Source organism: Prescottella sp. R16 (assembly GCF_030656875.1).
In the GTDB taxonomy this organism is placed as follows: Bacteria; Actinomycetota; Actinomycetes; order Mycobacteriales; family Mycobacteriaceae; genus Prescottella.
In genome coordinates this window covers 4,402,615-4,424,901 of record NZ_CP130943.1, presented here as the reverse complement: position 1 = coordinate 4,424,901, position 22,287 = coordinate 4,402,615, and the positions used below count along the sequence as shown (strand labels likewise).

Here is a 22,287-nt window from a genome sequence, read left to right as displayed (position 1 = left end):
CGGCGGCAGTCAGTCCGGGCGGACGAGATCGCCACCGCGGGTAGCCTCGTCGGCGCCGGTGAACGTGAGGGTGCCGTCGTCGACGGGGGTGTTCCGCAGGACGGTGATGTCCTTGTAGTAGTCCATCTGCAGGTTCCACGGATCGACGCTGCCGGCCCGCGGCCACAGATCCAGGGACCGTTGGACGTAGCCGGCCGCGAAGTCCAACAGGGGCCGGGTCGGCATGTCGGGGCGGTCGTTCTCGGCGATCACCACCGTCGCACCCCGTCGGTCCATCGCGGTGAGCACCCGGCACAGGTATTCGGCGACGAGATCGACCTTCAGCGTCCACGGAGCGTTCGTGTATCCGACCGCGAACGAGAAGTTCGGGACGTCCGAGAGCATCGTGCCCTTGAACGCGAGACGCGTCGTGATGTCGACCGGTGTGCCGTCGAGGCTCAGCGTGATCCCACCGAGGGCGAGCAGGTCGAGTCCCGTTGCGGTGATCACGATGTCGGCGTCCAGATGCCGGCCCGACGTGAGTGCGATCCCGGTCTCGGTGAACGTGTCGACGGTGTCGGTGACGACCGACGCCTTGCCGCGGCGGATCGCCGAGAACAGGTCTCCGCCCGGCACGACGCACAGCCGCTGATCCCACGGGTCGTACCGCGGATTGAAGTGGGTGTCGACATCGAAACCGGTGGGCAGCAGCCGCTTGTTCAGCCAGCGGATCACGGCCCGCGCCTGCCTCGGAAACCGTTGGCACAGCTTGTACACCCACACGTTCTGGGCGATGTTCTTCTGCCGGGTGAGTCGGTACCCGCGCTCGTCGCCGAGCACCCGGCGGAACAGGGTGTGCAGCTTGTCCTCTGCGGGAAGCGGGATGATGTACGACGGTGACCGCTGCAGCATCGTGACGTGTGCGGTGGCGTCGGCCATCGCCGGGATCAGGGTGACGGCAGTGGCACCGGACCCGATGACGACGACCCGTTTGCCGGCGTAGTCGAGGTCCTCCGGCCACTGCTGTGGGTGCACGAGCCGGCCCGTGAACCGCTCGGTACCGGGAAGTTCCGGTGTGTAGCCGTGCTCGTAGTTGTAGTAGCCGGTGGCGCAGAACAACCAGTTCGTGGTGAATGTGGCTGTGCCGTCGCCGGTGTCGGCAGTGACCGTCCAGCAGGCGTTCGGTGACGACCAGTCGGCGCGAACAACCTTGTGGCGGTATCGGATCCTCTCGTCGAGGCGGTACTCGCGGGCCGTGTCCCGAACGTAGCCGAGGATGTCGGCGGCCGGCGCGAGTGCCGTGCTTCCCTGCCACGGCTTGAAGTCGTACCCGTACGTCTGGACGTCGGAGTCGGTGCGAATCCCGGGATAGCGGAACAGATCCCACGTGCCACCGGACGCGGACCGGGACTCGAGGATCAGTACCGTGCGCTCGGGATGCTCGCGGCGCAACCGGGCCGCCACCCCGATCCCCGACAGGCCCGCCCCGATCACGAGGACGTCGGCATGTTCGGGTGCGACGGTATCGGGTTCGCTCATCGCAATCCTCCGGTGACGGGACCGAGTACGAGGTCTGTACCTGCACGGTAACCCGGTTCGAGGCTCTTCGATACCGTCGTACGGTGATCGAGACGCCGGGGCCGGAAACGCGCAGCGGCCCGCACCGGAGTGCGGGCCGCTGCGCGTGACGCGGGACGATCAGCCGAGCTTGGCGATCAGGTCGGCGCGCTGACGCGCACCCAGACCGGAGACCCGGCGGGTCTCGGCGATGCCGACGGATTCGGCGATGTCGCGGGCCTTGATCTTGCCGACCTTCGGCAGCGACTCGAGCAGGTAGAGCACCTTCGTCTTGCCGACCAACTCGTCGGTCTCCGCCTTGTCGAGAACCTCGACCAGCGTGAGCTTGCCGGACTTGAGTCCCTCGCGAAGCTCGGCGCGCGCCTTGCGGGACGCGGCCGCCTTCTGGAGGGCGGCAGCACGCTGCTCGGGGGTCAAGGTGGGCAGTGCCATGGTGTGCCTCTCTGGTTGCGGTGCGCGGGTGAACCACAGGCTAGAACGCGAACCGCATCGATGCGCGGCAACTTCGGTCCGCGTGTCACGCCGACATCTACTTCCCGACCCACGTGGGTGTCCGTTTCGCGAGGAATGCGCTCATGCCTTCCTGGGCGTCGCACGTGACGGCGTTGGTGGCCATGGTCTCCGACATCAGCTCGTACGCCTCGTCCTGCGGAAGGTCGATCTGCCGGTAGAACGCCTGCTTGCCGATCGCGAGCGTCAGCGGGCTGGACGCGGCGATGCGTGCGGCCAATTCATTTGTACGATCGTCCAGTTCATCGGGGGCGACGACGAAGTTCACCAGCCCCCAGTCGGCCGCGGTGTCGGCGTCGATCGTGTCGCCGGTGAGCAGCAACTGCATCGCCCGCTTACGCCCGATCGCGCGGGTGACGGCCACCATCGGGGTGGAACAGAACAGCCCGATCCGGACGCCGGGTGTCCCGAACACGGCGGCCGACGACGCCACCACCAGATCGCACGACGCGACCAGCTGGCATCCGGCCGCGACGGCCGGCCCCTGCACGGCGGCGATCACCGGCTGCGGAATCTCCTGCACGGTGTCCATCAACTCCGTGCACACCTCGAAGACCGCCCGTTCGTCGTCGAGGGTGCGATCGACCATCTCGGACAGGTCGTGGCCGGCCGAGAACACCGGCCCGGCCGCCGTGATCACGACGACCCGGACCGCTGCGTCGTCGGCGATCGTGCGCAGCGCCGCGGTGAGCGCGCGCATCGTTCCGGTGGAGAGCGGATTGCGTTGCTGCGGCCGGTTCAGGACGAGTGTCGCAATTCCGGTCGCGTGGTCGACATCGACTCGGAGTGCATCGTTCACGGCGAACCTCCCATGATCATCCGGTGGTCCCGATGCTAGGCCGAGAGTCCGCCGTCGTCCTGTCGGACTGGCAGGATCGGAGACGTGAGCATCGCGAATCTGACCCGCACCGAGACCGCCGCCCGTTCCGCCGCGGTCACCGTCCGGTCGTACCGGGTGGAACTGGACGTCACCGGCGCACCGGACCCGACGGAGGCAGGGTTCCTCACCACCACGACCGTCGCCTTCGACGCGTCCGGCCCCGAGACGTGGCTCGACTTCCTCGGACTCGAGGTCCGTTCCGTCATCGTCAACGGCCAGTTCGTGGACGTCGAGTACGACGGCGCCCGCATCCGGCTGCCCGGTCTGCGCAGCACCAATGTCGTCGTGGTGGCCGCGGTCGGCGAGTACAGCCGATCGGGGGAGGGGCTGCACCGGTTCGTCGATCCCGTCGACGAGCAGACGTACCTGTACACGCAGTACGAGCCGTCGGACGCGCGCCGGGTCTTCGCGTGCTTCGAGCAGCCGGACATGAAGGCGCCGTTCACGTTCGTCGTCACCGCGCCGAGCGGATGGGAGGTGATGTCGAACCGGCCCGCGGCCGTCGTCGAGGACGACGGTGACCGCCAGTTCGTCGAGTTCTCCCCGACGCTGCCGATCTCCACGTACATCACCGCGATCGTCGCCGGACCCTATCGTCGGGTCGAATCCGTGTGGCGGCGGGGTGATCTGGAGGTGCCGCTCGGTGTGATGTGCCGGGCGTCGCTCGCGGAGCACCTGGACGCCGAGACGATCTTCACGGTCACGAAGCAGGGCCTCGACTTCTTCGCCGAGCACTTCGACTACCCGTACCCGTGGGGCAAGTACGACCAGGTGTTCGTCCCCGAATACAACCTGGGTGCGATGGAGAATCCGGGCTGCGTGACGTTCACCGAGGCGTACGTCTTCCGGGGTGCCGCGACCGCCGCCCAGTACGAGGCGCGCGCCAACACGATCCTGCACGAGATGGCGCACATGTGGTTCGGCGACCTCGTGACGATGGTGTGGTGGGACGACCTGTGGCTCAAGGAATCCTTCGCCGACTACATGGGTGCCCTCGCGAGCGCCGAGGCCACCGAATGGACCGATGCGTGGGTGGCGTTCGCGAATCGTCGTAAGGCGTGGGCCTATTCGCAGGACCAGTTGCCGACCACGCACCCGATCGTCGCCGACATCGTCGACCTCGAGGCCGCCAAACTGAACTTCGACGGCATCACCTACGCGAAGGGCGCGAGCGTCCTCAAGCAGCTCGTCGCCTACGTCGGCAGGGACGCCTTCTTCGACGGCGCCCGCCGCTACTTCCGGGAACACGCCTTCGGCAACACGACACTCGCGGATCTGCTGGCGGTGCTGTCGGCGGCGTCGGGCCGCGACCTCGAGTCGTGGGCGCGGGCCTGGTTGCAGACCACGGGAATGTCGACGCTCACCCTCGAACGCGGCGACGGCGGGGACGAGATCGTGCAGACCGATCCGCGGCCGCACCGGCTCGCCGTCGGTCTCTACGACTTCGACGCGGCCGGTGATCTGGTCCGCCGGGAACGGGTGGAGCTCGACGTGGTGGACCCGCGGACCCCCGTCGACCTTCCCGACGCCGCGCTGCGTCTGCTCAACGACGGAGACCTCACCTACGCGAAGGTGCGACTCGACACCGATTCCCTTGCCACCGTGGAGGAGTCGCTGGACCGCATCGTCGACCCCCTCGCCCGGGGACTCGTCTGGTCGGCGTTGTGGAACGCGGTCCGCGACGGTGAACTCGACCCCAGCCGCTACCTGGAGGCGGCACGCCGTTTCGCGCCGGCGGAGACGAACACCGCACTCACCGCGGCCGTGCTGGCGAACGCGTCGTACACGATCGCCCACTACCTGCCCGACGAGACCCGGGAGCAGTGGCGCGACACGTGGCTCGACGCCTGCTGGACCGCGATGCACGCCGCCGACCCCGGCTCGGGCGCGCAACTGTCGTGGGCGCGGGCCGTGGCGTCGGCCGCGACCGTCGCCGACCGGTACGCGGCCGACCTGCGGGCCGTCCTCACCGGCGACCGGCCCGGCCCGGACGGGCTGCGCCTCGACCCCGATCTGCGGTGGGCGTGGTGGACGGCCCTGGCGGCGACCGGGCACGCCGACCACGACGATCTCGACACCGAACTGGCGGGCGACGACACCGCGTCCGGGCGCACCGCGCACCTGCGGGCGCTCGCGGCCCGGCCCCGCCCGGACGTGAAGGCAGACGCGTGGCGGTCCGTGCTCGAGGACACCACCCTCAGCAACGACCAGCTCGACGCCGTCATCGGCGGTTTCCGGGCCGGTGGACGCCGCGACCTGATCGCCGACTACGACGACGCCTACTTCGCGGCGATCCGCGACGTGTGGGCCCAGCGCAGCATCGAGATCGCCCGCCGGGTCGTCCTCGGGCTCTTCCCTGCGGACGACACCCTCGATCGGGTCGACACCTGGCTCGAGGCGAACGGGGACGCTCCCGACGCGCTGCGCCGCCTGGTGATCGAACAGCGCGACCATCTCGCCCGGGAGTTGCGGGTCCGCGCGACGTGGTGTTGACGGAGGAGTGATGGCGCCGTCTCATCGGCGCGGATCGTGCAGAACGACTCGGTCGACGGGCGTCCGTCATCGACATCAGAGCGTGACTTACGAAACACGTGATGTGGAATGTGGGAGCGGCGAACATGAAAACCTTCAGCTACAACGCGCAGCCGTCGCGAGTGGTGTTCGGAAGCGGTACGAGCCGAACCGTCGCGGACGAGGTTCTGCGGTTGGGACGCAGCCGAGTGCTGCTGCTCGCGGGCCGTGACGTGGCCGAGCCGGCCGCCGAGATCACCCGGGCACTCGGCGATCTGCTCGTCGCCCGTTTCGACGGGGCCGCGATGCACACCCCCACACACGTCACCGAGGAGGCGCTGGCCGCGGCCCGCGCCCACGATGTCGACTGCGTCGTGTCGCTGGGCGGCGGATCCACCACGGGGCTGTCGAAGGCGCTCGCGGTGCGGGCCGGCTACGACCAGGTGATCATCCCCACCACGTATGCCGGGTCCGAGGTCACGCCGGTGCTCGGCGAGACCGAGAACGGAGTGAAGACGACCCGGTCGTCGGCGGACATCCTGCCGGAGACGGTGATCTACGACGTGGATCTCACCGTCGGTCTGCCCCCGACGATCACGTTGACCAGCGCGATCAACGCGATGGCGCACGCGGTGGAGGCGCTGTACGCGCCGGAGGCCAATCCGGTGACCGATCAGCTCGCCCTCGAGGCGATCCGCGGGATCACCCAGGGCCTGCCGAAGGTGATGGCCGATCCGTCGGACCTCGATGCTCGCGGTGAACTGCTGCAGGCGGCCTGGCTGTCGGGAAGCTGCCTGGCCGCGGTCGGAATGGGGCTGCATCACAAGCTCTGTCATGCACTCGGCGGCGGCTTCGATCTGCCGCACTCCCCGATGCACACGGTGATCCTGCCGTACGCGATGGCGTACAACGCGCCCGCCGCGCAGGACGTGATGCGCCGGATCGCCGAGGTGATGCGGGTGCCGGACGCCGCCGCCGGCGTCCACGACCTCGTAGCGAGCCTGGGCGGGCCGACATCGTTGGCGGAACTCGGGTTCACCGTCGACGACATCCCGAAGGCAGCGGCTCTGGCGACGGCCCGGCCGTACCCGAATCCGCAGGCGGTCACCGTCGACGGCATTTCCGCGTTGCTGGCAGATGCGGTGGCGGGATCCCGGCCCGGCGGCGGAAACGCCTTTCCCCGTGCCGAACTCGACCGCATGTCGCGCGCAGTGGTCGCCAGTTTCGCCGACACCGAGGACCCGCGCTTGCACACCCTCATGACCGACCTCGTCCGTCGCGCACACGATTTCGTCACGAGCAACGACCTCACGACCGCCGAATGGGAGTTCGCGATCGACTTCCTCACGCGTACCGGGCAGATCTGCTCCGATGTGCGCCAGGAGTTCATTCTGCTGTCGGACACGCTGGGGATCTCGACGATGGTCGATATCCTCACCAACTCGCGTGCCCGGAAGCAGACACCGTCGGCGGTACTCGGCCCGTTCTACGTGGAGGGCCCGCCGGCCGTGCAGACCGGAGCCGATCTGGCGGAGGGGCTTCCGGGCGTCCCGATGTGGGTGGACGTGGCCGTCACCGACCCGGACGGCACCCCGCTCCCGGAGGCGATCGTCGACGTCTGGCAGTCCAACGAGGACGGCTTCTACGACGTGCAGCTGCCCGATCTCGACGGCCCGGTCCTGCGTGGTCGGTTCCGAACCGATACCGACGGGCGGCTGCGGTTCTGGACGATCCTTCCGTGCGAGTACCCTATTCCGGCCGACGGCCCGGTGGGGCAGATGCTCGCTGCGGTCGGCCGGCACCCGTTCCGGGCCCCGCACGTGCACTTCATGATCAGCGCTCCCGGGCACCGCCGCCTGATCACCCAGCTCTTCCCGTCCGACGGCGCCTACCTCACCTCCGATTCGGTATTCGGGGTGAAGCACAACCTGATCGTCGACATGCCCGAACATCGGGGCCCCACCCCGGACGGCCGCGTGGTCGACGGGGCCTGGCGCCGACTCGATTTCACCTTCCGCATCGCCCCCGACGCGTGACCGTGCTCCTCGTCGGATCACTTCCTCCGGAGACAGGCACGACCAACGACATCGACGTTCTCGTAGTCGGTAGCGGGCCGCCTCGGTGTTAACGGGGTGTGACGCCGTCTTTACGCGAGACCTCTCGCTCGTTTCTTTCCTGTAATGTCTTGCCGCCAAAGCCTTTCACTGCTTGGAAACCGATCTGCTGCTCCGCTACACATGCAGTGACGCCGAGAACGGCGACAAGCGAAGCGTCAGCTTCACGGGAGCAAAGGGGAAGACAATGGGTTCTGAGGAGTTCGCTACGGCTCTGGGTTCGGTCGACTTCGATCAGGTGGTCGCAGGTGCGGAAGCGGTGGGGGCCTTCGCCGGACTGATCGCCGCTCTGGGGGCGTTCGCCGCGCTGCTCGTCTAGCGGGTGGGGCCGGGAGCCGGCCGATTCGTGTGGGGCCCGAAGCCGTTCGTCGGCTTCGGGCCCCACACGTGTCCGGGCTCAGGTTCGTTCGACCAGTCGCTCGTATCGCTGCCGCGCCGCCTGGGTGCTTCCCAGCCCGAGTCCGAACGCGATTTCCCGCCAGGTCATTCCGCGTTGGCGGGCGATCCCCAGGAACAGCGCCTCGAGTTGATCCATCTCGGCGCGCGCCTTCGGGAACAGCCCGAGCGCCGCGGTGATGTCGGCGTCGTCGATCTCCGGTTCGCCGGGCTCGGGGGTGTGCACGCCGCCGGCCAGTGCGGCGACGACGCGGATGGCTCCGAGGGGTTCGAGTATCTCGGGGTGCGATTGGCGCGCCCGCTGTTCGGGGGTGGCGCCGTGGCGTTCGGCGATCCGGAACAGGGCCGCGTACTCCCGGTGGGCGCGCTCCCGGCTCGGGTTGGGTGGGGTGAAGTCGTTCGAGGTCATGACTCGAGCATCCGCTCACCCAACCATGTTGTCAACAGATTATTGACAACATAATGTTCACATATTCCTCGTGCTCGATGTTATGCACACACCACCGTCGGATGGATTCCGCGCGCCGCCGGCGACCATCGGATCATGGCGTACCACACGTCGGCGGGCGGCCCCGATGTGACTGTGCAGGTGGGAACGGGAATTCCTTTGGGCCCGGCCTGTTTCGTGCTCCCCTGATTCCTGCCGCCCCTGGCCGTCAGCTCTTCTGTGCTCCCCGTCTCGGGTCGTATCCGGCACGCATGCTCGCGACGGCGTTGACGGCGAGCAGGACGAGGAAAGCGACGATCGGTACGGTCCACGATCCGGTGACGTCGTGCAGCAACGACGCCAGGATCGGCCCGGTCGCCGCGATCAGGTAACCACCGGTCTGCGCCACCGTGGAGAGCGCGGCGACGTGGTCCGGGGTGCGCCCGCGCCGGGCGTAGAGCACTCCGGCGACGGCCTGGCCGGCACCGAGTCCGACACCGAGGATCACCGCCCATACGACGGGCGCGGTGCCGGGCGCGATCAGCAGCCCCGCGAAACCCGTGGCGCACACAGCGACGATCGCCAGGATGTGGGGCCGCTGGTCCACGCTCGCGGCCGCCAGGATCGGTGCCACCAGCCCACCCGCGGCGACGCCGACGATGAACAACGCCTGCATGTTTCCGGCGGCGCCGTCGGCGACACCGGCCGCGACCAGGATCGACGGCAGCCACGCGAGCGTCGCGTAGAAGAGCAGGGTCTGGATGCCGAAGAACACCGTCAGGCTCCATGCCGTCCAGGTCCGGAGCACCCGCGGCCGGTCGTGCCCCGACGTCTCGGCGTGGGCGTCCGGCCGGCTCGCATGCCGCAGCTGCGGCACGGTGCCGGCGAGCGCGAGGACGGCGGGAATCACCGCGAGTCCGATTGCCGGCGGCCAGGATTCGCCCGCCGCCCGGAACACCGGAACCATCAGCGCGGCGATCACCGCGGATCCGGCACCCATCGACATCGCGTAGACGCCCATCATCACGCCCGTCCGCTCGGGCGCGAACCGCTTGCGCACGAACACCGGCACGAGCACGTTCACGACCGCGGTCGCGACGCTCACGATCACGGTGCCGGCGATCAGTCCCTGCATCCCGACCATCCGGACCAGCGCCCCGACGAGGAGCAGAGCACCGGCGGCGAACAGCGCGCGCTCCTCACCGAGACGTCGGCGGGCGACGACGGCGAGTGGTGCGAACAGTCCCATGACCAGCGGCGGGATCAGCCCGAGCAGGGTGACGACGGAGGCGTCGAACCCGGCGACCGGTGCCAGTGGACCGATCTGACCGAAGGCGACGCGGGTGTTCGCGCTGATCAGGACGAAGCCGGCAACGAGCAGCACCGTCGAGGCGCCGACACCTGCGCGGGAGGTCGTGGCCGGCGCGGTGCCGGTCTGCAGAGACTGCACTGGGCGTTCCTTTCCGAGGAGTAGGCTCACAGCGTCCACGCTCAAGTGGACTTGAGTGCAAATCGGAGGTGCCACGTGCCCGACGACCTCTTCTCCATTTCGGATGTTGCGCACGCCTTCGGTCTGTCCGTCCCAGCGCTGCGCTACTACGAGGAGCGCGGCCTCATCGAGGCGTCCGAGCGTCGCGGCCGGGTGCGCTATTTCAGCCGTGACGACCTGTGTCGACTGGCCTACGTCCAGTTGTGGCATGAGGACGGCATGCTGTCGCTCGCCGATACCCAGGCGATCGTCGAATCGGACACGGTGACCGATCGCAGCCGGCTGATCGAGGACCAGGCGGCCCGGATGCGTGAGCGCATCGGCAATCTGTCCCGGGCGGTCGCGGTGCTCGAGCACATGCTCGGCTGCCGTACCGACCGGGCGCGCGACTGCCCGATGACCGGCACCTACATCCGGGCCCGCGTCGACGCGGCCCTCTCCGGCGAGGACTTCGCGGACGACTTCCTGCCGAAAGCCGTCGAACCGTGAGCAGTTCGCTCGCGAACCCCGGACTCGCACTGTTCGTCCTGTGCACGGTCATGGTCGCGTGCACGGCCGTCGTGTACCGCCTCGCCGGGTTGGGGAACCCGCTCACTGCGCCGTGGGCAGCCGCGCGGGGTGCACTGCAGCTGGCGGCGGTGTCGGTGATCCTGGCCGCGGCGCTCGCCCACCTGTGGTCGTCGCTGCTGGTGCTCGCGGTGATGTTCGTGGCGGCGTCGTTCACCGCGGCCCGACGGTCGCAGGCCGGCCGCTCGGCGGTGTGGCTGGCATCGGCGTTGGCCGTCGGTGTCGGGCTGGTGGTCCCGCTCATGCTCGTCAGCGGGGTGGTGCCACTCGAGGGAGTGGCCCTGGTGCCCATAGGGGGGATCGTCCTGGGCAATGCGATGACGGCCACCTCCCTCGCCGCGAAACGCGGGCTCGACGCGATCGAGCAACGGTGGGGCGAGGTGGAGGCCGCACTCAGCCTGGGGCTGAGCACGCGCGACGCCCGAATGGAAGTGGTCGGCTCGGCCGCCGCGGACGCATTGTTGCCGGGCCTCGATCAGACCCGGACGGTGGGCCTGGTGACGCTGCCCGGAGCGTTCGTCGGCGTGCTGCTCGCGACCGGATCCGCGGTGCAGGCCGGTGCAGTGCAGATCCTCGTTCTCGTCGGGTTGCTGCTCGCCCAGACATGCTCGGTGGCGGTCGCGATCGAACTGGTCGCGCGCGGGATCGTCCATCGCCCCGGCGCCCACGCACTGTACTGATCCGATTCCTCAGGTCGCTGATCCGAGGTCACGGATCCACCCCACATCCCCACGCCCCGCGATTCGCGCACTTGTCGCGCATTCCGGGGCGTTTCCGGCGCGCTGAGTGCGCGAAACGCGAGTGGGAACAGTCGGTGAACACTCGATACGTCCCCGGGATCGTGTTGAACACTTGTCCGAATTGGGTTGTGATCCAGGAGTGACCGAAAACAACGACTTCGCCGGTATCAGCCGTCGTGGACTGCTGCGCAGCTCGGTGGTGCTCGCCGGGACGAGTGTCGCCGTCGCGGCCGCGGGGCGGGCCTCGGCCGCCGTCCCGGCTCCCGGATTCGTGCACGGCATCGCGTCGGGCGACCCGCTGCCCGACCGGCTGATCATCTGGACCCGCATCACGCCGTCCGCCGACGCGGTGCCGGGATCCGGTGTGGGACCGACGGTGTCGGTCACGTGGCAGGTCGCGACCGATCCGGGGTTCGCGAGCGTCGTGCGCGAGGGCACCGCGAGCGCAGGTCCGGACGCCGACCACACCGTGAAGGTCGACGTCACCGGTCTGCGTCCCGGAACCGGATACTTCTACCGGTTCACCGGACTCGGCATCGTCTCGCCCGTCGGGCGGACCCGCACCGCGCCGGCCACGGACGCCGACGTCGCACGCCTGCGCTTCGGTGTCGTGTCGTGCTCCAATTGGGAGGCGGGGTACTTCGCGTCGTACCGGCACCTCGCCGAGCGTGACGACCTGGACGCGATCCTCCACCTGGGCGACTACATCTACGAGTACGGTCGCGGTGAGTACGGGGCGCGCGGGGGATCGGTGCGCCTGCACGACCCGGCGCACGAGATCGTCTCGCTCGCCGACTACCGAATCCGGCACGCGCAGTACAAGACCGATCCCGATCTTCAGGCCCTGCACGCCAAGCTGCCCTTCATCACGACATGGGACGATCACGAGTCCGCCGACAACGCGTACGACGGCGGCGCCGAGAACCACGACCCGGCCACCGAGGGCGACTGGGGTGCCCGCAAGGCTGCCTCCACCCAGGCCTACTTCGAGTGGATGCCGGTGCGGGTCAACGGGACCGGGGCCGGCGCGGCACTGTACCGGCGTTTCCGGTTCGGCACCCTCGCCGAGCTGTCGATGCTGGACCTGCGCACCTACCGGGACGAGCAGCCCACCGCCGGTGCCGGGTGGCGGCAGGTCGACTCCCCGGATCGGACGATCGCGGGTCGCGCGCAGATGGATTGGTTGACGGGTGGCATCGTCACCTCGTCGGCTCAGTGGAAGATCGTCGGCAACCCGGTGATGATCACCCCGTGTGTGTTCCCGCCCCTCGACACCCGCACTACCGCGGCGATCACCGAGCTCATCGGTGTCCCGGACGCCGGTATCCCCTACAACACCGATCAGTGGGACGGCTACACCGCCGACCGGCGTCGACTGTTCGACGCCATCACCGGGAACGAGGTCCGCAACACGGTGTTCCTCGCCGGTGACATCCACACGTCGTGGGCGTGCGACCTGCCGGTGGATGCCGCGAACTATCCGGCAGCGGGCACGGTGGGCACCGAGTTCGTGGTGCCGTCGGTGACGTCCCCGAACATCGACGACATGTTGAAGGTGCCGCCGCGGACGGCGACGGTCGCCGCGGAGGAAGCGTTCACGGCGATCAACCGGCACGTGCGTTACGTCGAACTGGACTCGCACGGCTACGGCGTGTTCGAGATGGACCGGCAAGGCGTACAGATGGATTGGTTCTACGTCGACGATCCGGCGAATCCGCAGGGCGCCGTCCGGCACGGCGCGAGCTACCGGGTGGCCGACGGCGCGCAGCAGGCGCATCCGGTGCCGGCGCCACTGGATCCGGGAGCTTATCGACCGGGAGTGTGAGGGGGTTGTGCGGCGAGAGGGCCTGGGCGATGCGCCCTAGTTCGGCCGGAACACGACGACCGCCGAGTCCGGCTCGTCGGCAAGATAGTAGACATCCGCCTCGTCACCCACTCGCGGCTGACGACCGCTCTCGAACTTGTTCTTCTCGGTGACCACTCGAACGGAACCGTGACCGTCGACGTATTCGACAGCCGAGCGGACCGTGACGTGCGAGTCCTCCGACGTCGACCGATCCTCCGACACGTCACCCACCCGCCCCACCGTTCGTGTCCCGTTGCGGTACAAGGTCAGTCTCGGGGCCAGGCGTAGCCACCATCTCGCGAAGAGCGCAGCCGCCACGACGACGCCGGCCACGGCGACCCCCCAATGGGTACTCGCCCCGCCGATCCCGACACCCAGCACCGCCAGCGCAACGACGGGTGCGCCCCACGGCACGGGGAGGATCATGCTCAGCCCGACACCCCCGAGCACCGCGAGGGTTATCGACCAGGTCGCCACCGCAACGTGATCGGACTGCGGCAGTGCCCAGGTGAACACCCCGACACCCACACCCAGCCACGTTCCGCACAGCATCGTTCCGACGATCGATGCGGGGATTCTGTCCGGCCCCGGTTCCATCGTCCGATCGTAGGACAGGGCCGCCCGCCGGCTTTGGATCCGGACGCGTACGAGACCCGCAACGTCGTCGAACGGCCATGCACCTACTCGAGCTGGCAGGTCGCGATGGTAACGATCACTCGGAGCGGTTTCGGCTTCTCGACACGGGTCAGTTCACGGTCAGCGCCTCGAGCCACCGCGTGATCACCGCATGCAGTGCGGTGTGCCGGTCGCCCGTGTCGGCGCTGCGGGACCCGTACGTCATATCGAATGCCAGTCCCTCGAGGAGGCTGACGAGGTCGCGGCCGGCGTCGTCGGGGTCGGCTGCTCCCAGGGCGCCCATCAGTGCGCCGGCGTCGGGGGTCGAGAACAGACACGATGCGAGTCCGGCGCGTAGTGCGTCGTCCTTCGCGGCGTCGGGGAGCAGGGCATAGCGGGCGAGGACGTCGCGGCGCCGGTTGTGGATCAGGTTCACGAGCTGGTCGACGATCAGGTCCGCCGCCTCGGACGGCGACTGTGGGGGCCGGTCGGGGAGGTGGTCGCGGAAGGCGGTCCGGGACCGGTCTGTCAGATGTGTCACCGCGGCGGTGACCAGTGCATGTCGGGTTCGGTAGTAGTAGGAGGTCGATCCTCGGGCGAGCCCGAGCCGGGCGTCGACGGCCTGGTGGGTGAGGGCATGGTTACCGCCCTCCGCGGCGAGGTCGAGTGCTGCCTCGCAGATGAGTTCGCGACGTGACGGACGGTGAGCCATGTCCCACATTCTCGCAGCCTCTACGATGCTAGAGTTTCGCCATGCGCTGGTTCCGGAAAACCTCGCCTCCACAGGCTTCCCGTTCCGTCGACCCTGCAGTGTTCGGCACGGCAGCAAGCGAACTCGGATTCACACTCGACGAGGAGCAGTGCCGTGCCGCTGCCGCTCTCGCCGCAGGTGATCGCGATCTGTACCTGTGGGGTCCGGTGGGCCGCGGCAAGAGCTGGCTGATGTCGGTGTACTTCGATGCGCTGCCGGTCGGCGGCAAGCTGCGGGTGCACTTCCACGAATTCTTCCGGGACCTGCACATCGCGATCAGGGCATCGCGGAACGACCTGTCGGCAGCGTTGGACCGGATGCTCGACGGCATCGACGTCGTCTGCTTCGACGAATTCCACGTGCACGATCCTGCGGACGGGAAGTTCATCGCCCGGCTGCTGCCCGCCCTCGTGGAACGCGAGATCCGGGTGGTGCTGACGTCGAACTACCCGCCCCGCTCCCTGCTGCCGAATCCACTGTTCCACGACGACTTCGTGCCGACGATCGAACTGATCGAGCGCAACCTGACGGTCGTCACCGTCGACGGGCCGCTCGACTACCGCACGGTCGCGGTGCACGACGGTGGATTCGCGGCCGGGGCGTGGGTGACGCCCGGGACGCCGGCACAGCTCGCGTGTCTCAGCCTGCACGTCCCGGCGCCCGCCGAGCACCGAACCCTGCTGCCCGCCGGACATCCAATCCGCGCCCGTCGGGCCGATGATCAGCTGTGGATCGACTTCGCCGATCTGTGCGAGGGGACGACGGCTCCGGCCGACTATCTGACGCTCGCCCGGGACTTCCCGCAGTGGGTGGTGTCCGGTGTCCCCGATCTTCGTGACGTGAAAAGAGATGCTGCACAACGATTTGCGAACGTCGTCGACGTGCTGTACGACCACGATGTCACTGCGACGTTCTTTGCCCGAGCATCACTCGATGTCCTCGACGGTGACCGTGCGGGACTGCCGGTGGACATCGGCCGCATCCGCAGCCGGCTCGGTCAGCTCCGACGGCTCGACCTCGAGGCCGCCCGGTCGTAGTGCCGGCTCATCGCCGCCGCGCCGTGATGTGCACGTCGGGGAAGCGGTGGTCGGCGTCGGGGCGGCTGACGGTGCGCCAGATCTCGTCGAAGCCGGCGTCGGACAGTGCCGCGGCCAGCCGGTCGGGGTGCCAGCGCCAGGCGGGGGCGACGGCGTGGTCGAACTCGGTGACGGCATCGGCTTCGTCGGTGGACTGTCCGGCGATCGCGACGATCGAGCCGGGCTGCAGCAGCCCGGACCAGTGGTCCAGTACCTCAGGAATATTCGTGGGTGGAACGTGGATCAGGCTGTAGCGTGCCAGGATCGCGCGGACGGTCACGCCGGGGAGCGCGTCGAGTGCGGCGTCGCCGAGCACGAACCGTAGGTGCGGGTACTCGGCCCGCGCGATCCGCAGCATCTCCGTACTCGGGTCGATGCCGATCACGTCCAGTCCGGCGCCGGCCAGATCGGCGGTGATCTGGCCCGGCCCGCAGCCCACGTCCACGACGACCCCGGTCTCCGGGCCGGTGTGGACGAGGTCGGTGAACATTTCCACGGCGTGGCGTTCGAGCACGGTGAGGTAGGGGGACGGGAACGTTCGGACGTAGAGGTCGGCGACGGCGTCGTATCCGGGTTGCTCCATGTCGACCGACAGTAGTGGCCTCCGCCGACGGCTACTCTCGACGCCATGAATGCACAGCCGTCCCGTCGCCGGAGAACTGTCGTGTGGATCGCGTCGGTGGTCGCGGTGTTGGCGGTGGTGGCCGGTGGCGTGCTGTGGTGGGCGCCGGCTCGGTATCTGCCGTGGGACACGGCGTCGTTCCCGGAGGTGGATCGGACGGCGTTGTCGCCTACCCAGGTTCGGATCGTCGATCTTCTCGAGGCCGAGCACACGGATCAGCGTCCGGGAACGTTCTATTCGGACGGCGCGCAGGAGCCGTGGTGCGCCAACTTCGTCAGTTGGATCATGCGGGAGGCCGGTGAGCCGCTGTCCAATCCGAACTCGGGGTCGTGGCGGATCCCGGGCGTGTACACGCTGCAGGAGTACTACCAGGCGCAGGACCGGTTCGAGCCGATCGGTAACGGTTATCGTCCCGAGGTCGGTGACGTGGTGTTGTACGACAACGAGTTCCGCCTCGGCCAGCACACCAACTTCGTGGTCGCGGTGGCCGGGGACACGGCCACCACGGTCGGCGGGAACGAGCTCGGGAAGATCCGCGTCCACGACCTGGACTGGCAGTCCGATCGTGCGGTCGTCGGCTTCGGGCGCCTCGACTGAAGCCGTAACGAACACAGCTCCACCTGTATCGCGATTTCCTTCCGTGCCGGAGGCGGGTGCCGCGCCGAGACGATGTCGTTCGCACGAAATCTACTGCGCGACGCCGATGCCCGTTCCCGCGTGCTCGCTGTGTGACGCCCGTTCGCGACGTATCGTGATCATCTGACGGCCATCGAGGTGATTGCGAGAAGGGTGTAACGATGACGGCGGAGACAGACCTGGTGCGGATCGACGGATTGACGACGTTCGCGCCGAAGGACGGTCCGGTACCGCACATCGAACGCCTGTCGGCGGGCCCCGGGGTGACCGTGGTGCGGCTGAGTTTCACGGCCGGCCAGATCCTCGACGACCACAAGGCCGCCGCCCCGATCCTGGTGCAGGGGCTGATGGGCAAGGTGGCGTTCGAGACGCAGGACGCGTCCGTCGACCTCGTGCCGGGCTCTGCCGTCAACCTCGACACCGGTATCGTGCACCGGCTCGTCGCGGCGGAGGATTCCGTCGTGGTGTTGTGCGTGCTGCGCTGACCTCGGAGGTCACACCCCAAGGGCGATCCAGCGAACACCGGGCCCGCGTCCGGGTCCGGTGGGGTCGATGACGGCTCGTCCGGACTGGCGCAGGTAGCGCAGCAGCGCCGTCACGTCTTGGCGGTCCGCGCCGGTCGCGGCCACGACCTCACGATTGGTGACGGCATTCCCGGAGCGGAGTCGCTCCTCGACCCAGTCCTGAACCGACACGGATGCGACATCGGTTGCCAGTGCGCCGCCGAGGCAGGACCGAGCCTGCGACGTCAGTACCCATTCGTCGCCGCGTTCGGTGACGGGTTGGACGATGTCGACATCGGTGAGCCATTCCATGATCTGGAGCGCTTCACCGGATCCGGTCTGGGTCTGCGTGGTGACCTGCCGGAGCGTCATCAGTGGCGCCTTGGACAGGTGTTTGAGCACGATGAGTGTGTTGACGGCGTCGATGGTGTCGGCTCCGTATCGGCTGCGGAGTCGGGCGAGACCCGCGATGAATGCAGTATCGGGCCGGGAGGCAACGAGCGTGACGCCGACGTGAAAGTCGTCGGCTTCGACTTCGGGTGCGGCCCGCCCGGTCGAAAGCATCGCAGACCACATTCGGTCGAATCCTCGGGACGATTCCTCGGCGAGGCCGAGCGCTCGCATCCCGGCCATGAGGCGGTTGTTGCGGGGGACGGATCGGGTGGTCAGCAAGTGGTCGGATGTGACGCCGAAGGGAAGTGGGCCCGGGGACCAGACCTTCAGGATGCGAGGTGATTGGTCGACGACGATCGATGAGGTCATCGTCCAGTCCCGGTGCACCAGGGCGTTGGACAGCACTTCGTCGACGGCCTTCGCTGGGAATGCAGGAATCGCAACCTCTTGTCCACCAGGAAGGTTCACGCGGGCGATCTCGGTGTCCATATGCCGACGTACCAGATCCTGTACTTGATCGAACACGAGGATCAGCGCGCCGTCGAGATCGGTGACGGTGGGTTCACCTCCAGGTACGGCGCGACGGAGATAGCGGGCGGACACCGCCTCGGTCCGGGTTCTTGTGAAGAGCAATTCGGCTGCGACGGTGAGGGATCCGTCCGGCATCGTCAGACCCAACTCGCGCAGCAGTGCGAACGTCTGTTCGGGGACGGCGGTATCGTCACCGACTGCACGGCGTTTCGCGGCAAGCAGTGCTCTGGCGCGAGTGATCGCAAGCGGATCGAGATCGTCCGCGGTGAGTGTCGAGGCCCGCGCTGTCATGTCCGGGTTGGCGCGCGCGAAGTGCAGGTCACGGCGTTCGTGTTCGGTGAGGGGAACGCAGTTGGTCCCGATGCGTCGTGACGCCGCCCCGTCGGTGCGCGAATAGACGGAGAGTCCGGTGGGGATGCGGATGATGAGCAGTCGGTGCCCGCGATAGTCGACCGAGTCGACCTCCACCCGTAGGTTGGGGCGGGTCTTGTCGAATACTTTTCGTTCGATCCATTCGGTGTCACGACCGGTGCCGCTGAATGCGTCCGGCCCAGCGCGCTTGTCGGACACCCCGAGCACGATGTAGGCCTCACCACCGGCCCCGTTGGCGAAGCAGATGCACTCGTTGATGAGCGTCTCGGCAACCGCGGCATCGGGGTTCCCGCGTCCGGTCGGGCGACTCGATATCCGCGCTGGATCCTCCTTGAAGTCCAGCACCGCGGACTCCTGCGAGTCGCCTGTGGCGCCGGCCCAGATCTCGTCGAGGGCGCTGTGGACCGTATCGGGAAGGGCAGGGGCCATGTGTGAACAGTACCCGTAGTTGTTTCGTAGTTGTTGAAACAACTACGAAACAACTTGCAGCGATCGAGGATGTGAAATGCGTGGCCGGGAGCGGAACTTCTGGGAATCTGCGCAGGTAGATCCGTTTTTTCTGGTAGTTGCGAGTTGTTCGGAGTTGTTTTCTCCTTGTCGGGTCGAGGCTGCTCGAGTTCGGATCGGAGTTTCCTCGGGAGTAGTCGGAGCTTCCCGCCAGTGAGGTTCTGCAGGACCTCCGGCGGGGTAGTGACGTGCGTCTCATCCGTGGCGTAGGTTGCATTCACGACATGCCTGTCACCGGTGAACACGTCAAGTCAGGAGCCGCCCCCATGTTGAGCACGATGAACGAACTTCCCCTGTCCGTGGCGCAACTGTTGCGGCACGGCAGCACGGTCCACGCGGCGGCGGAGGTGGTCACGTGGACGGAGTCGGGTCCGCGGCGCCGGACGTACGCAGAGGTGGGACGCCGGTGCGCGGCCCTCGCCCACGCGCTGCGCGGCCTCGGTGTCGACGGTGACGACCGGGTGGCGACGTTCATGTGGAACAACGCCGAGCACCTCGAGGCCTATCTGGCGGTGCCGGCGATGGGGGCGGTGCTGCACACCCTCAACATCCGGTTGTTCCCGGAGCAACTGGTGCACGTGGCGAACCATGCCGAGGATCGGGTGATCATCGTCGATCCCACGTTGATCCCGCTGCTGGCCCCGCAACTGCCGAAGCTGAAGACCGTCGAGCATGTGATCGTCACGGGTGATTCCACGGCCGGTCTCGAGGTGCCGGACGGTGTCGCGGTGCACAGCTACGAGACGCTGCTCGCGGACCGGCCCACCGAGTACGATTGGCCGGAGATCGACGAACGTTCCGCTGCCGCAATGTGTTACACGTCGGGTACCACCGGCGACCCGAAGGGTGTCGTGTACTCGCACCGGTCGATCTACCTGCATTCGATGCAGGTGTGCATGAGCGACGGACCCAATCTGAAGCAGGGGGACCGGGCACTCGCAGTGGTGCCCCAGTTCCACGCGATGTCGTGGGGCCTGCCGTACGCGGCGTTCATGATCGGCGCGTCGCTCATCATGCCGGACCGGTTCCTGCAGCCGGCCCCGCTCGCCGAGCTGATCGCGTCCGAGCAGCCCACGTTCGCGGCGGCCGTCCCCACCATCTGGCAGGGGCTGCACCTGTATCTCGAGCAGCGGCCGCAGGACATCTCCTCGATGCGGGAGGTGCTCATCGGCGGGTCGGCGGTGCCGCCGTCGCTGATGCACGCGTTCGAGGACGACCACCAGGTGTCCGTGCTGCACGCATGGGGCATGACGGAGACGTCGCCGCTCGGGTCCGTCGCCCGCCCGCCCGCCGGCGCGACCGGCGACGAGCGCTGGCGCTACCGCTACACGCAGGGCCGGTTCCCGGCGTCCGTCGAGGCGCGACTGATCGACGACGACGGCAACACGGTGCCGCACGACGGCACCAGCATCGGGGAACTCGAGGTGCGCGGCCCGTGGATCACCGCGTCGTACTACGGCGTCGACGCCCCCGACAAGTTCCGGGACGGCTGGCTGCGGACCGGGGACGTCGGCTCGATCACCCCGGACGGTTTCCTGACGTTGTCGGACCGGACGAAGGACATCATCAAGTCCGGTGGCGAATGGATCTCGTCGGTGGATCTGGAGAACGCGGTGATGGCGCATCCGGCCGTCGCCGAGGCCGCGGTGATCGGCATCCCCGACGAGAAGTGGGACGAGCGGCCGCTGGTGGCGGTGGTGCTGCGCGAGGACAGCGACACCACCCTCGACCAGTTGCGGGACTTCCTCGCGGAGAAGGTCGCCAAGTGGCAGCTGCCGGAGAACTGGACGCGGGTCGCCGAGGTCCCCAAGACCAGCGTCGGCAAGTTCGACAAGAAGCGGCTGCGCGCCGACTTCCACGACGGCGCGCTCGACGTCACCCGGCTCTGACGGGCGCCGCGGTCAGGACGCGCTGCCGAACCCGAACGGGGACGGCGCCACGTCGAACTGCAGGGTGGTCTCCGCCGGTGTTCCCGACGGCGGCGCATAGGTGAAGACGGCGGTGTACCGCCCGGCCTCGTGGGTCCGGGTGGTCACCGTCGCCCCACCGAGCGTGAGCGGCATCGTCAGGGTGCGGGTGTCGCCGTCGGGTTCGGTGATCCGGGCGGTGACCGGGGTGGATGCGTCGGCGCCCACCGGTGTCGGGGTGACGACGACGGCGAGCGTGGTGATCGTGTTCGCGTACACCACCCCGATCGGCGGGACCGCGGTGACGTCGTAGACGGTGGCGGCCGACGCTGCCGGCGCGAACGCCAGGGCGGCGGCTCCGGCGAGGGCGGCCGTGACGGAAGCCGTACGGAAGACGCGCATGGGAACCTCTTCGTGTCGGTGACATCGACACGCTAACGACTCGGCCGCGCACAGTTCCGGGGAATGTGCGCGGCCGAGTCGAAATCACCCGTGGCGGGTGAACCGCCGGATCAGGCCTTCTTGCCGAACCGCAGCTTCCACGGCACCAGCGCCGACTCGAGCTGGACCCCCAGGCTCATCTTGGAGACGCCTTCGATGCGCTCCTCGAAGCGGATCGGCACCTCGGCGATGCGCATGCCGCGGCTGGTGGTGCGGTAGTTCATCTCCACCTGGAACGAGTAGCCGTTGGAGTGGATGGACGCGACGTCGATCGCGCGGAGCGTGTCGGCGTGCCACGCCTTGAACCCGGCGGTCGCGTCCTTGACGCCGAGCCGCAGGATCGCATTGACGTAGAAGTTCGCCCACGCCGACAGTGCCTTGCGGTGCCACGGCCAGTCGCTCGCGACCGCGCCGCCGGGCACGTAGCGGGAGCCGAGGACCACGGCGGCGTCCGTCGTGGTGAGGGTGCGGATCATCGTCGGGACGACCTCGGTCGGGTGCGACAGGTCGGCGTCCATCTGGATGACGATGTCGGCGCCCTCGTCGAGTGCCCGGGTCATGCCGGCGACGTAGGCACGGCCGAGCCCGTCCTTGACGGTGCGGTGCAGCACCCGGATGGGAAGCGTCGACTCCTCGGACAGTTTCTCGGCGACGTCGCCGGTGCCGTCGGGGGAGTTGTCGTCGACCACCAGCAGGTGCAGGTTCGGGACCTCCAACGCAGCCAGCCGCTCGACGAGTTTCGGCAGGTTGTCGCGTTCGTTGTATGTGGGCACAACGATGGTGGTTTTCGGCGAACTGCTGTCCATGGCGCCTTCCCTGGTGATCACACGCTGTCGTCTCCGGCGGAAACGAGTGTGGTCATCAATGCATACGAAGGCAACTTACCTGTGCTTATT

At 68.1% G+C, this 22,287-nt stretch carries 21 protein-coding genes and 1 pseudogene; 11 read left to right on the top strand and 11 right to left on the bottom strand.

The window, feature by feature from the left end; translation table 11 throughout:
- Nucleotides 1-9: 9 nt before the first annotated feature.
- From Q5696_RS20720 to Q5696_RS20710, 3 genes are all read right to left on the bottom strand, one after another.
- A complete protein-coding gene (locus Q5696_RS20720; protein WP_305093119.1) occupies nucleotides 10-1,518 on the bottom strand; it encodes a flavin-containing monooxygenase in 1,509 nt (502 codons plus the stop codon).
- 159 nt (nucleotides 1,519-1,677) lie between these two features.
- Nucleotides 1,678-1,989 (bottom strand): integration host factor, actinobacterial type, encoded by a 312-nt coding sequence (gene mihF / locus Q5696_RS20715; protein ID WP_305093118.1) that lies wholly within the window; start codon nucleotides 1,987-1,989, stop codon nucleotides 1,678-1,680.
- Nucleotides 1,990-2,086: 97 nt separating this feature from the next.
- Nucleotides 2,087-2,866 (bottom strand): enoyl-CoA hydratase, encoded by a 780-nt coding sequence (locus Q5696_RS20710; protein WP_305093117.1) that lies wholly within the window; start codon nucleotides 2,864-2,866, stop codon nucleotides 2,087-2,089.
- Nucleotides 2,867-2,950: 84 nt separating this feature from the next.
- Between Q5696_RS20710 and pepN the strand changes: the two genes are divergently transcribed.
- The 4 genes and pseudogenes from pepN to Q5696_RS20690 all read left to right on the top strand — a co-directional run bounded on the left by pepN (nucleotide 2,951) and on the right by Q5696_RS20690 (nucleotide 7,891).
- Nucleotides 2,951-5,440, top strand: coding sequence for an aminopeptidase N (gene pepN, locus Q5696_RS20705; RefSeq protein WP_305093116.1), 2,490 nt, complete (start codon nucleotides 2,951-2,953; stop codon nucleotides 5,438-5,440).
- Nucleotides 5,441-5,565: 125 nt separating this feature from the next.
- Nucleotides 5,566-6,618 (top strand): annotated as a pseudogene (locus Q5696_RS21580) (maleylacetate reductase); the annotation flags it as partial.
- A 39-nt stretch (nucleotides 6,619-6,657) separates the two neighbouring features.
- Nucleotides 6,658-7,494: a dioxygenase family protein gene (locus Q5696_RS21575; RefSeq protein ID WP_305095393.1), complete on the top strand. Its 837-nt coding sequence runs from the start codon at nucleotides 6,658-6,660 to the stop codon at nucleotides 7,492-7,494.
- Between the two features lie 265 nt (nucleotides 7,495-7,759).
- A complete protein-coding gene (locus Q5696_RS20690; protein WP_005516815.1) occupies nucleotides 7,760-7,891 on the top strand; it encodes a hypothetical protein in 132 nt (43 codons plus the stop codon).
- Nucleotides 7,892-7,969: 78 nt separating this feature from the next.
- On the opposite strand, the gene Q5696_RS20685 is transcribed toward Q5696_RS20690, so the two are convergent.
- Both Q5696_RS20685 and Q5696_RS20680 read right to left on the bottom strand, forming a co-directional pair.
- Nucleotides 7,970-8,377 carry a DNA-binding protein gene (locus tag Q5696_RS20685; protein WP_305093115.1) on the bottom strand — a complete coding sequence of 136 codons (408 nt, stop codon included), beginning with the start codon at nucleotides 8,375-8,377 and terminating at the stop codon, nucleotides 7,970-7,972.
- 247 nt (nucleotides 8,378-8,624) lie between these two features.
- Nucleotides 8,625-9,845 carry an MFS transporter gene (locus Q5696_RS20680; RefSeq protein WP_305093114.1) on the bottom strand — a complete coding sequence of 407 codons (1,221 nt, stop codon included), beginning with the start codon at nucleotides 9,843-9,845 and terminating at the stop codon, nucleotides 8,625-8,627.
- A gap of 75 nt (nucleotides 9,846-9,920) precedes the next feature.
- Here Q5696_RS20680 and Q5696_RS20675 point away from each other — a divergent pair, with 75 nt between their 5' ends.
- From Q5696_RS20675 to Q5696_RS20665, 3 genes are all read left to right on the top strand, one after another.
- On the top strand, nucleotides 9,921-10,373 hold the full coding sequence (locus Q5696_RS20675) for a MerR family transcriptional regulator (RefSeq protein ID WP_305093113.1): 453 nt from the start codon (nucleotides 9,921-9,923) through the stop codon (nucleotides 10,371-10,373).
- Nucleotides 10,370-11,131 carry an ABC transporter permease gene (locus tag Q5696_RS20670; protein ID WP_305093112.1) on the top strand — a complete coding sequence of 254 codons (762 nt, stop codon included), beginning with the start codon at nucleotides 10,370-10,372 and terminating at the stop codon, nucleotides 11,129-11,131. Before Q5696_RS20675 ends, Q5696_RS20670 begins: the two co-directional genes overlap by 4 nt.
- Nucleotides 11,132-11,330: 199 nt before the next feature.
- On the top strand, nucleotides 11,331-13,016 hold the full coding sequence (locus tag Q5696_RS20665; protein ID WP_305093111.1) for an alkaline phosphatase D family protein: 1,686 nt from the start codon (nucleotides 11,331-11,333) through the stop codon (nucleotides 13,014-13,016).
- Nucleotides 13,017-13,052: 36 nt separating this feature from the next.
- Here the strand turns inward: Q5696_RS20665 and Q5696_RS20660 are convergent, their stop codons facing one another.
- Both Q5696_RS20660 and Q5696_RS20655 read right to left on the bottom strand, forming a co-directional pair.
- Nucleotides 13,053-13,634, bottom strand: coding sequence for a DUF3592 domain-containing protein (locus Q5696_RS20660; RefSeq protein WP_305093110.1), 582 nt, complete (start codon nucleotides 13,632-13,634; stop codon nucleotides 13,053-13,055).
- A 148-nt stretch (nucleotides 13,635-13,782) separates the two neighbouring features.
- The gene (locus Q5696_RS20655) at nucleotides 13,783-14,364 is read right to left on the bottom strand and encodes a TetR/AcrR family transcriptional regulator (RefSeq protein WP_305093109.1); all 582 of its coding nucleotides are present in this window, start codon (nucleotides 14,362-14,364) and stop codon (nucleotides 13,783-13,785) included.
- A 41-nt stretch (nucleotides 14,365-14,405) separates the two neighbouring features.
- Between Q5696_RS20655 and zapE the strand changes: the two genes are divergently transcribed.
- Nucleotides 14,406-15,440: a cell division protein ZapE gene (gene zapE / locus Q5696_RS20650; protein ID WP_305093108.1), complete on the top strand. Its 1,035-nt coding sequence runs from the start codon at nucleotides 14,406-14,408 to the stop codon at nucleotides 15,438-15,440.
- A gap of 7 nt (nucleotides 15,441-15,447) precedes the next feature.
- Here the strand turns inward: zapE and Q5696_RS20645 are convergent, their stop codons facing one another.
- The gene (locus tag Q5696_RS20645; RefSeq protein WP_305093107.1) at nucleotides 15,448-16,062 is read right to left on the bottom strand and encodes a class I SAM-dependent methyltransferase; all 615 of its coding nucleotides are present in this window, start codon (nucleotides 16,060-16,062) and stop codon (nucleotides 15,448-15,450) included.
- A gap of 45 nt (nucleotides 16,063-16,107) precedes the next feature.
- Here Q5696_RS20645 and Q5696_RS20640 point away from each other — a divergent pair, with 45 nt between their 5' ends.
- Together Q5696_RS20640 and Q5696_RS20635 are read left to right on the top strand one after the other, a co-directional pair.
- A complete protein-coding gene (locus Q5696_RS20640; protein ID WP_305093106.1) occupies nucleotides 16,108-16,698 on the top strand; it encodes a CHAP domain-containing protein in 591 nt (196 codons plus the stop codon).
- 200 nt (nucleotides 16,699-16,898) lie between these two features.
- A complete protein-coding gene (locus Q5696_RS20635) occupies nucleotides 16,899-17,222 on the top strand; it encodes a cupin domain-containing protein (protein WP_305093105.1) in 324 nt (107 codons plus the stop codon).
- A gap of 9 nt (nucleotides 17,223-17,231) precedes the next feature.
- Here Q5696_RS20635 and Q5696_RS20630 read toward each other — a convergent pair whose 3' ends face one another.
- Nucleotides 17,232-18,965: an RNA/DNA-binding domain-containing protein gene (locus tag Q5696_RS20630; protein ID WP_305093104.1), complete on the bottom strand. Its 1,734-nt coding sequence runs from the start codon at nucleotides 18,963-18,965 to the stop codon at nucleotides 17,232-17,234.
- A 344-nt stretch (nucleotides 18,966-19,309) separates the two neighbouring features.
- Here Q5696_RS20630 and Q5696_RS20625 point away from each other — a divergent pair, with 344 nt between their 5' ends.
- Nucleotides 19,310-20,932, top strand: a complete 1,623-nt coding sequence (locus Q5696_RS20625; RefSeq protein WP_305093103.1) for a long-chain fatty acid--CoA ligase — start codon at nucleotides 19,310-19,312, stop codon at nucleotides 20,930-20,932.
- A 12-nt stretch (nucleotides 20,933-20,944) separates the two neighbouring features.
- Here Q5696_RS20625 and Q5696_RS20620 read toward each other — a convergent pair whose 3' ends face one another.
- Both Q5696_RS20620 and Q5696_RS20615 read right to left on the bottom strand, forming a co-directional pair.
- Entirely contained in the window at nucleotides 20,945-21,352 is a 408-nt protein-coding gene (locus Q5696_RS20620; protein WP_305093102.1) for a hypothetical protein, read from the bottom strand.
- A 110-nt stretch (nucleotides 21,353-21,462) separates the two neighbouring features.
- Nucleotides 21,463-22,197, bottom strand: a complete 735-nt coding sequence (locus Q5696_RS20615; protein WP_305093101.1) for a polyprenol monophosphomannose synthase — start codon at nucleotides 22,195-22,197, stop codon at nucleotides 21,463-21,465.
- Nucleotides 22,198-22,287: the final 90 nt, after the last annotated feature.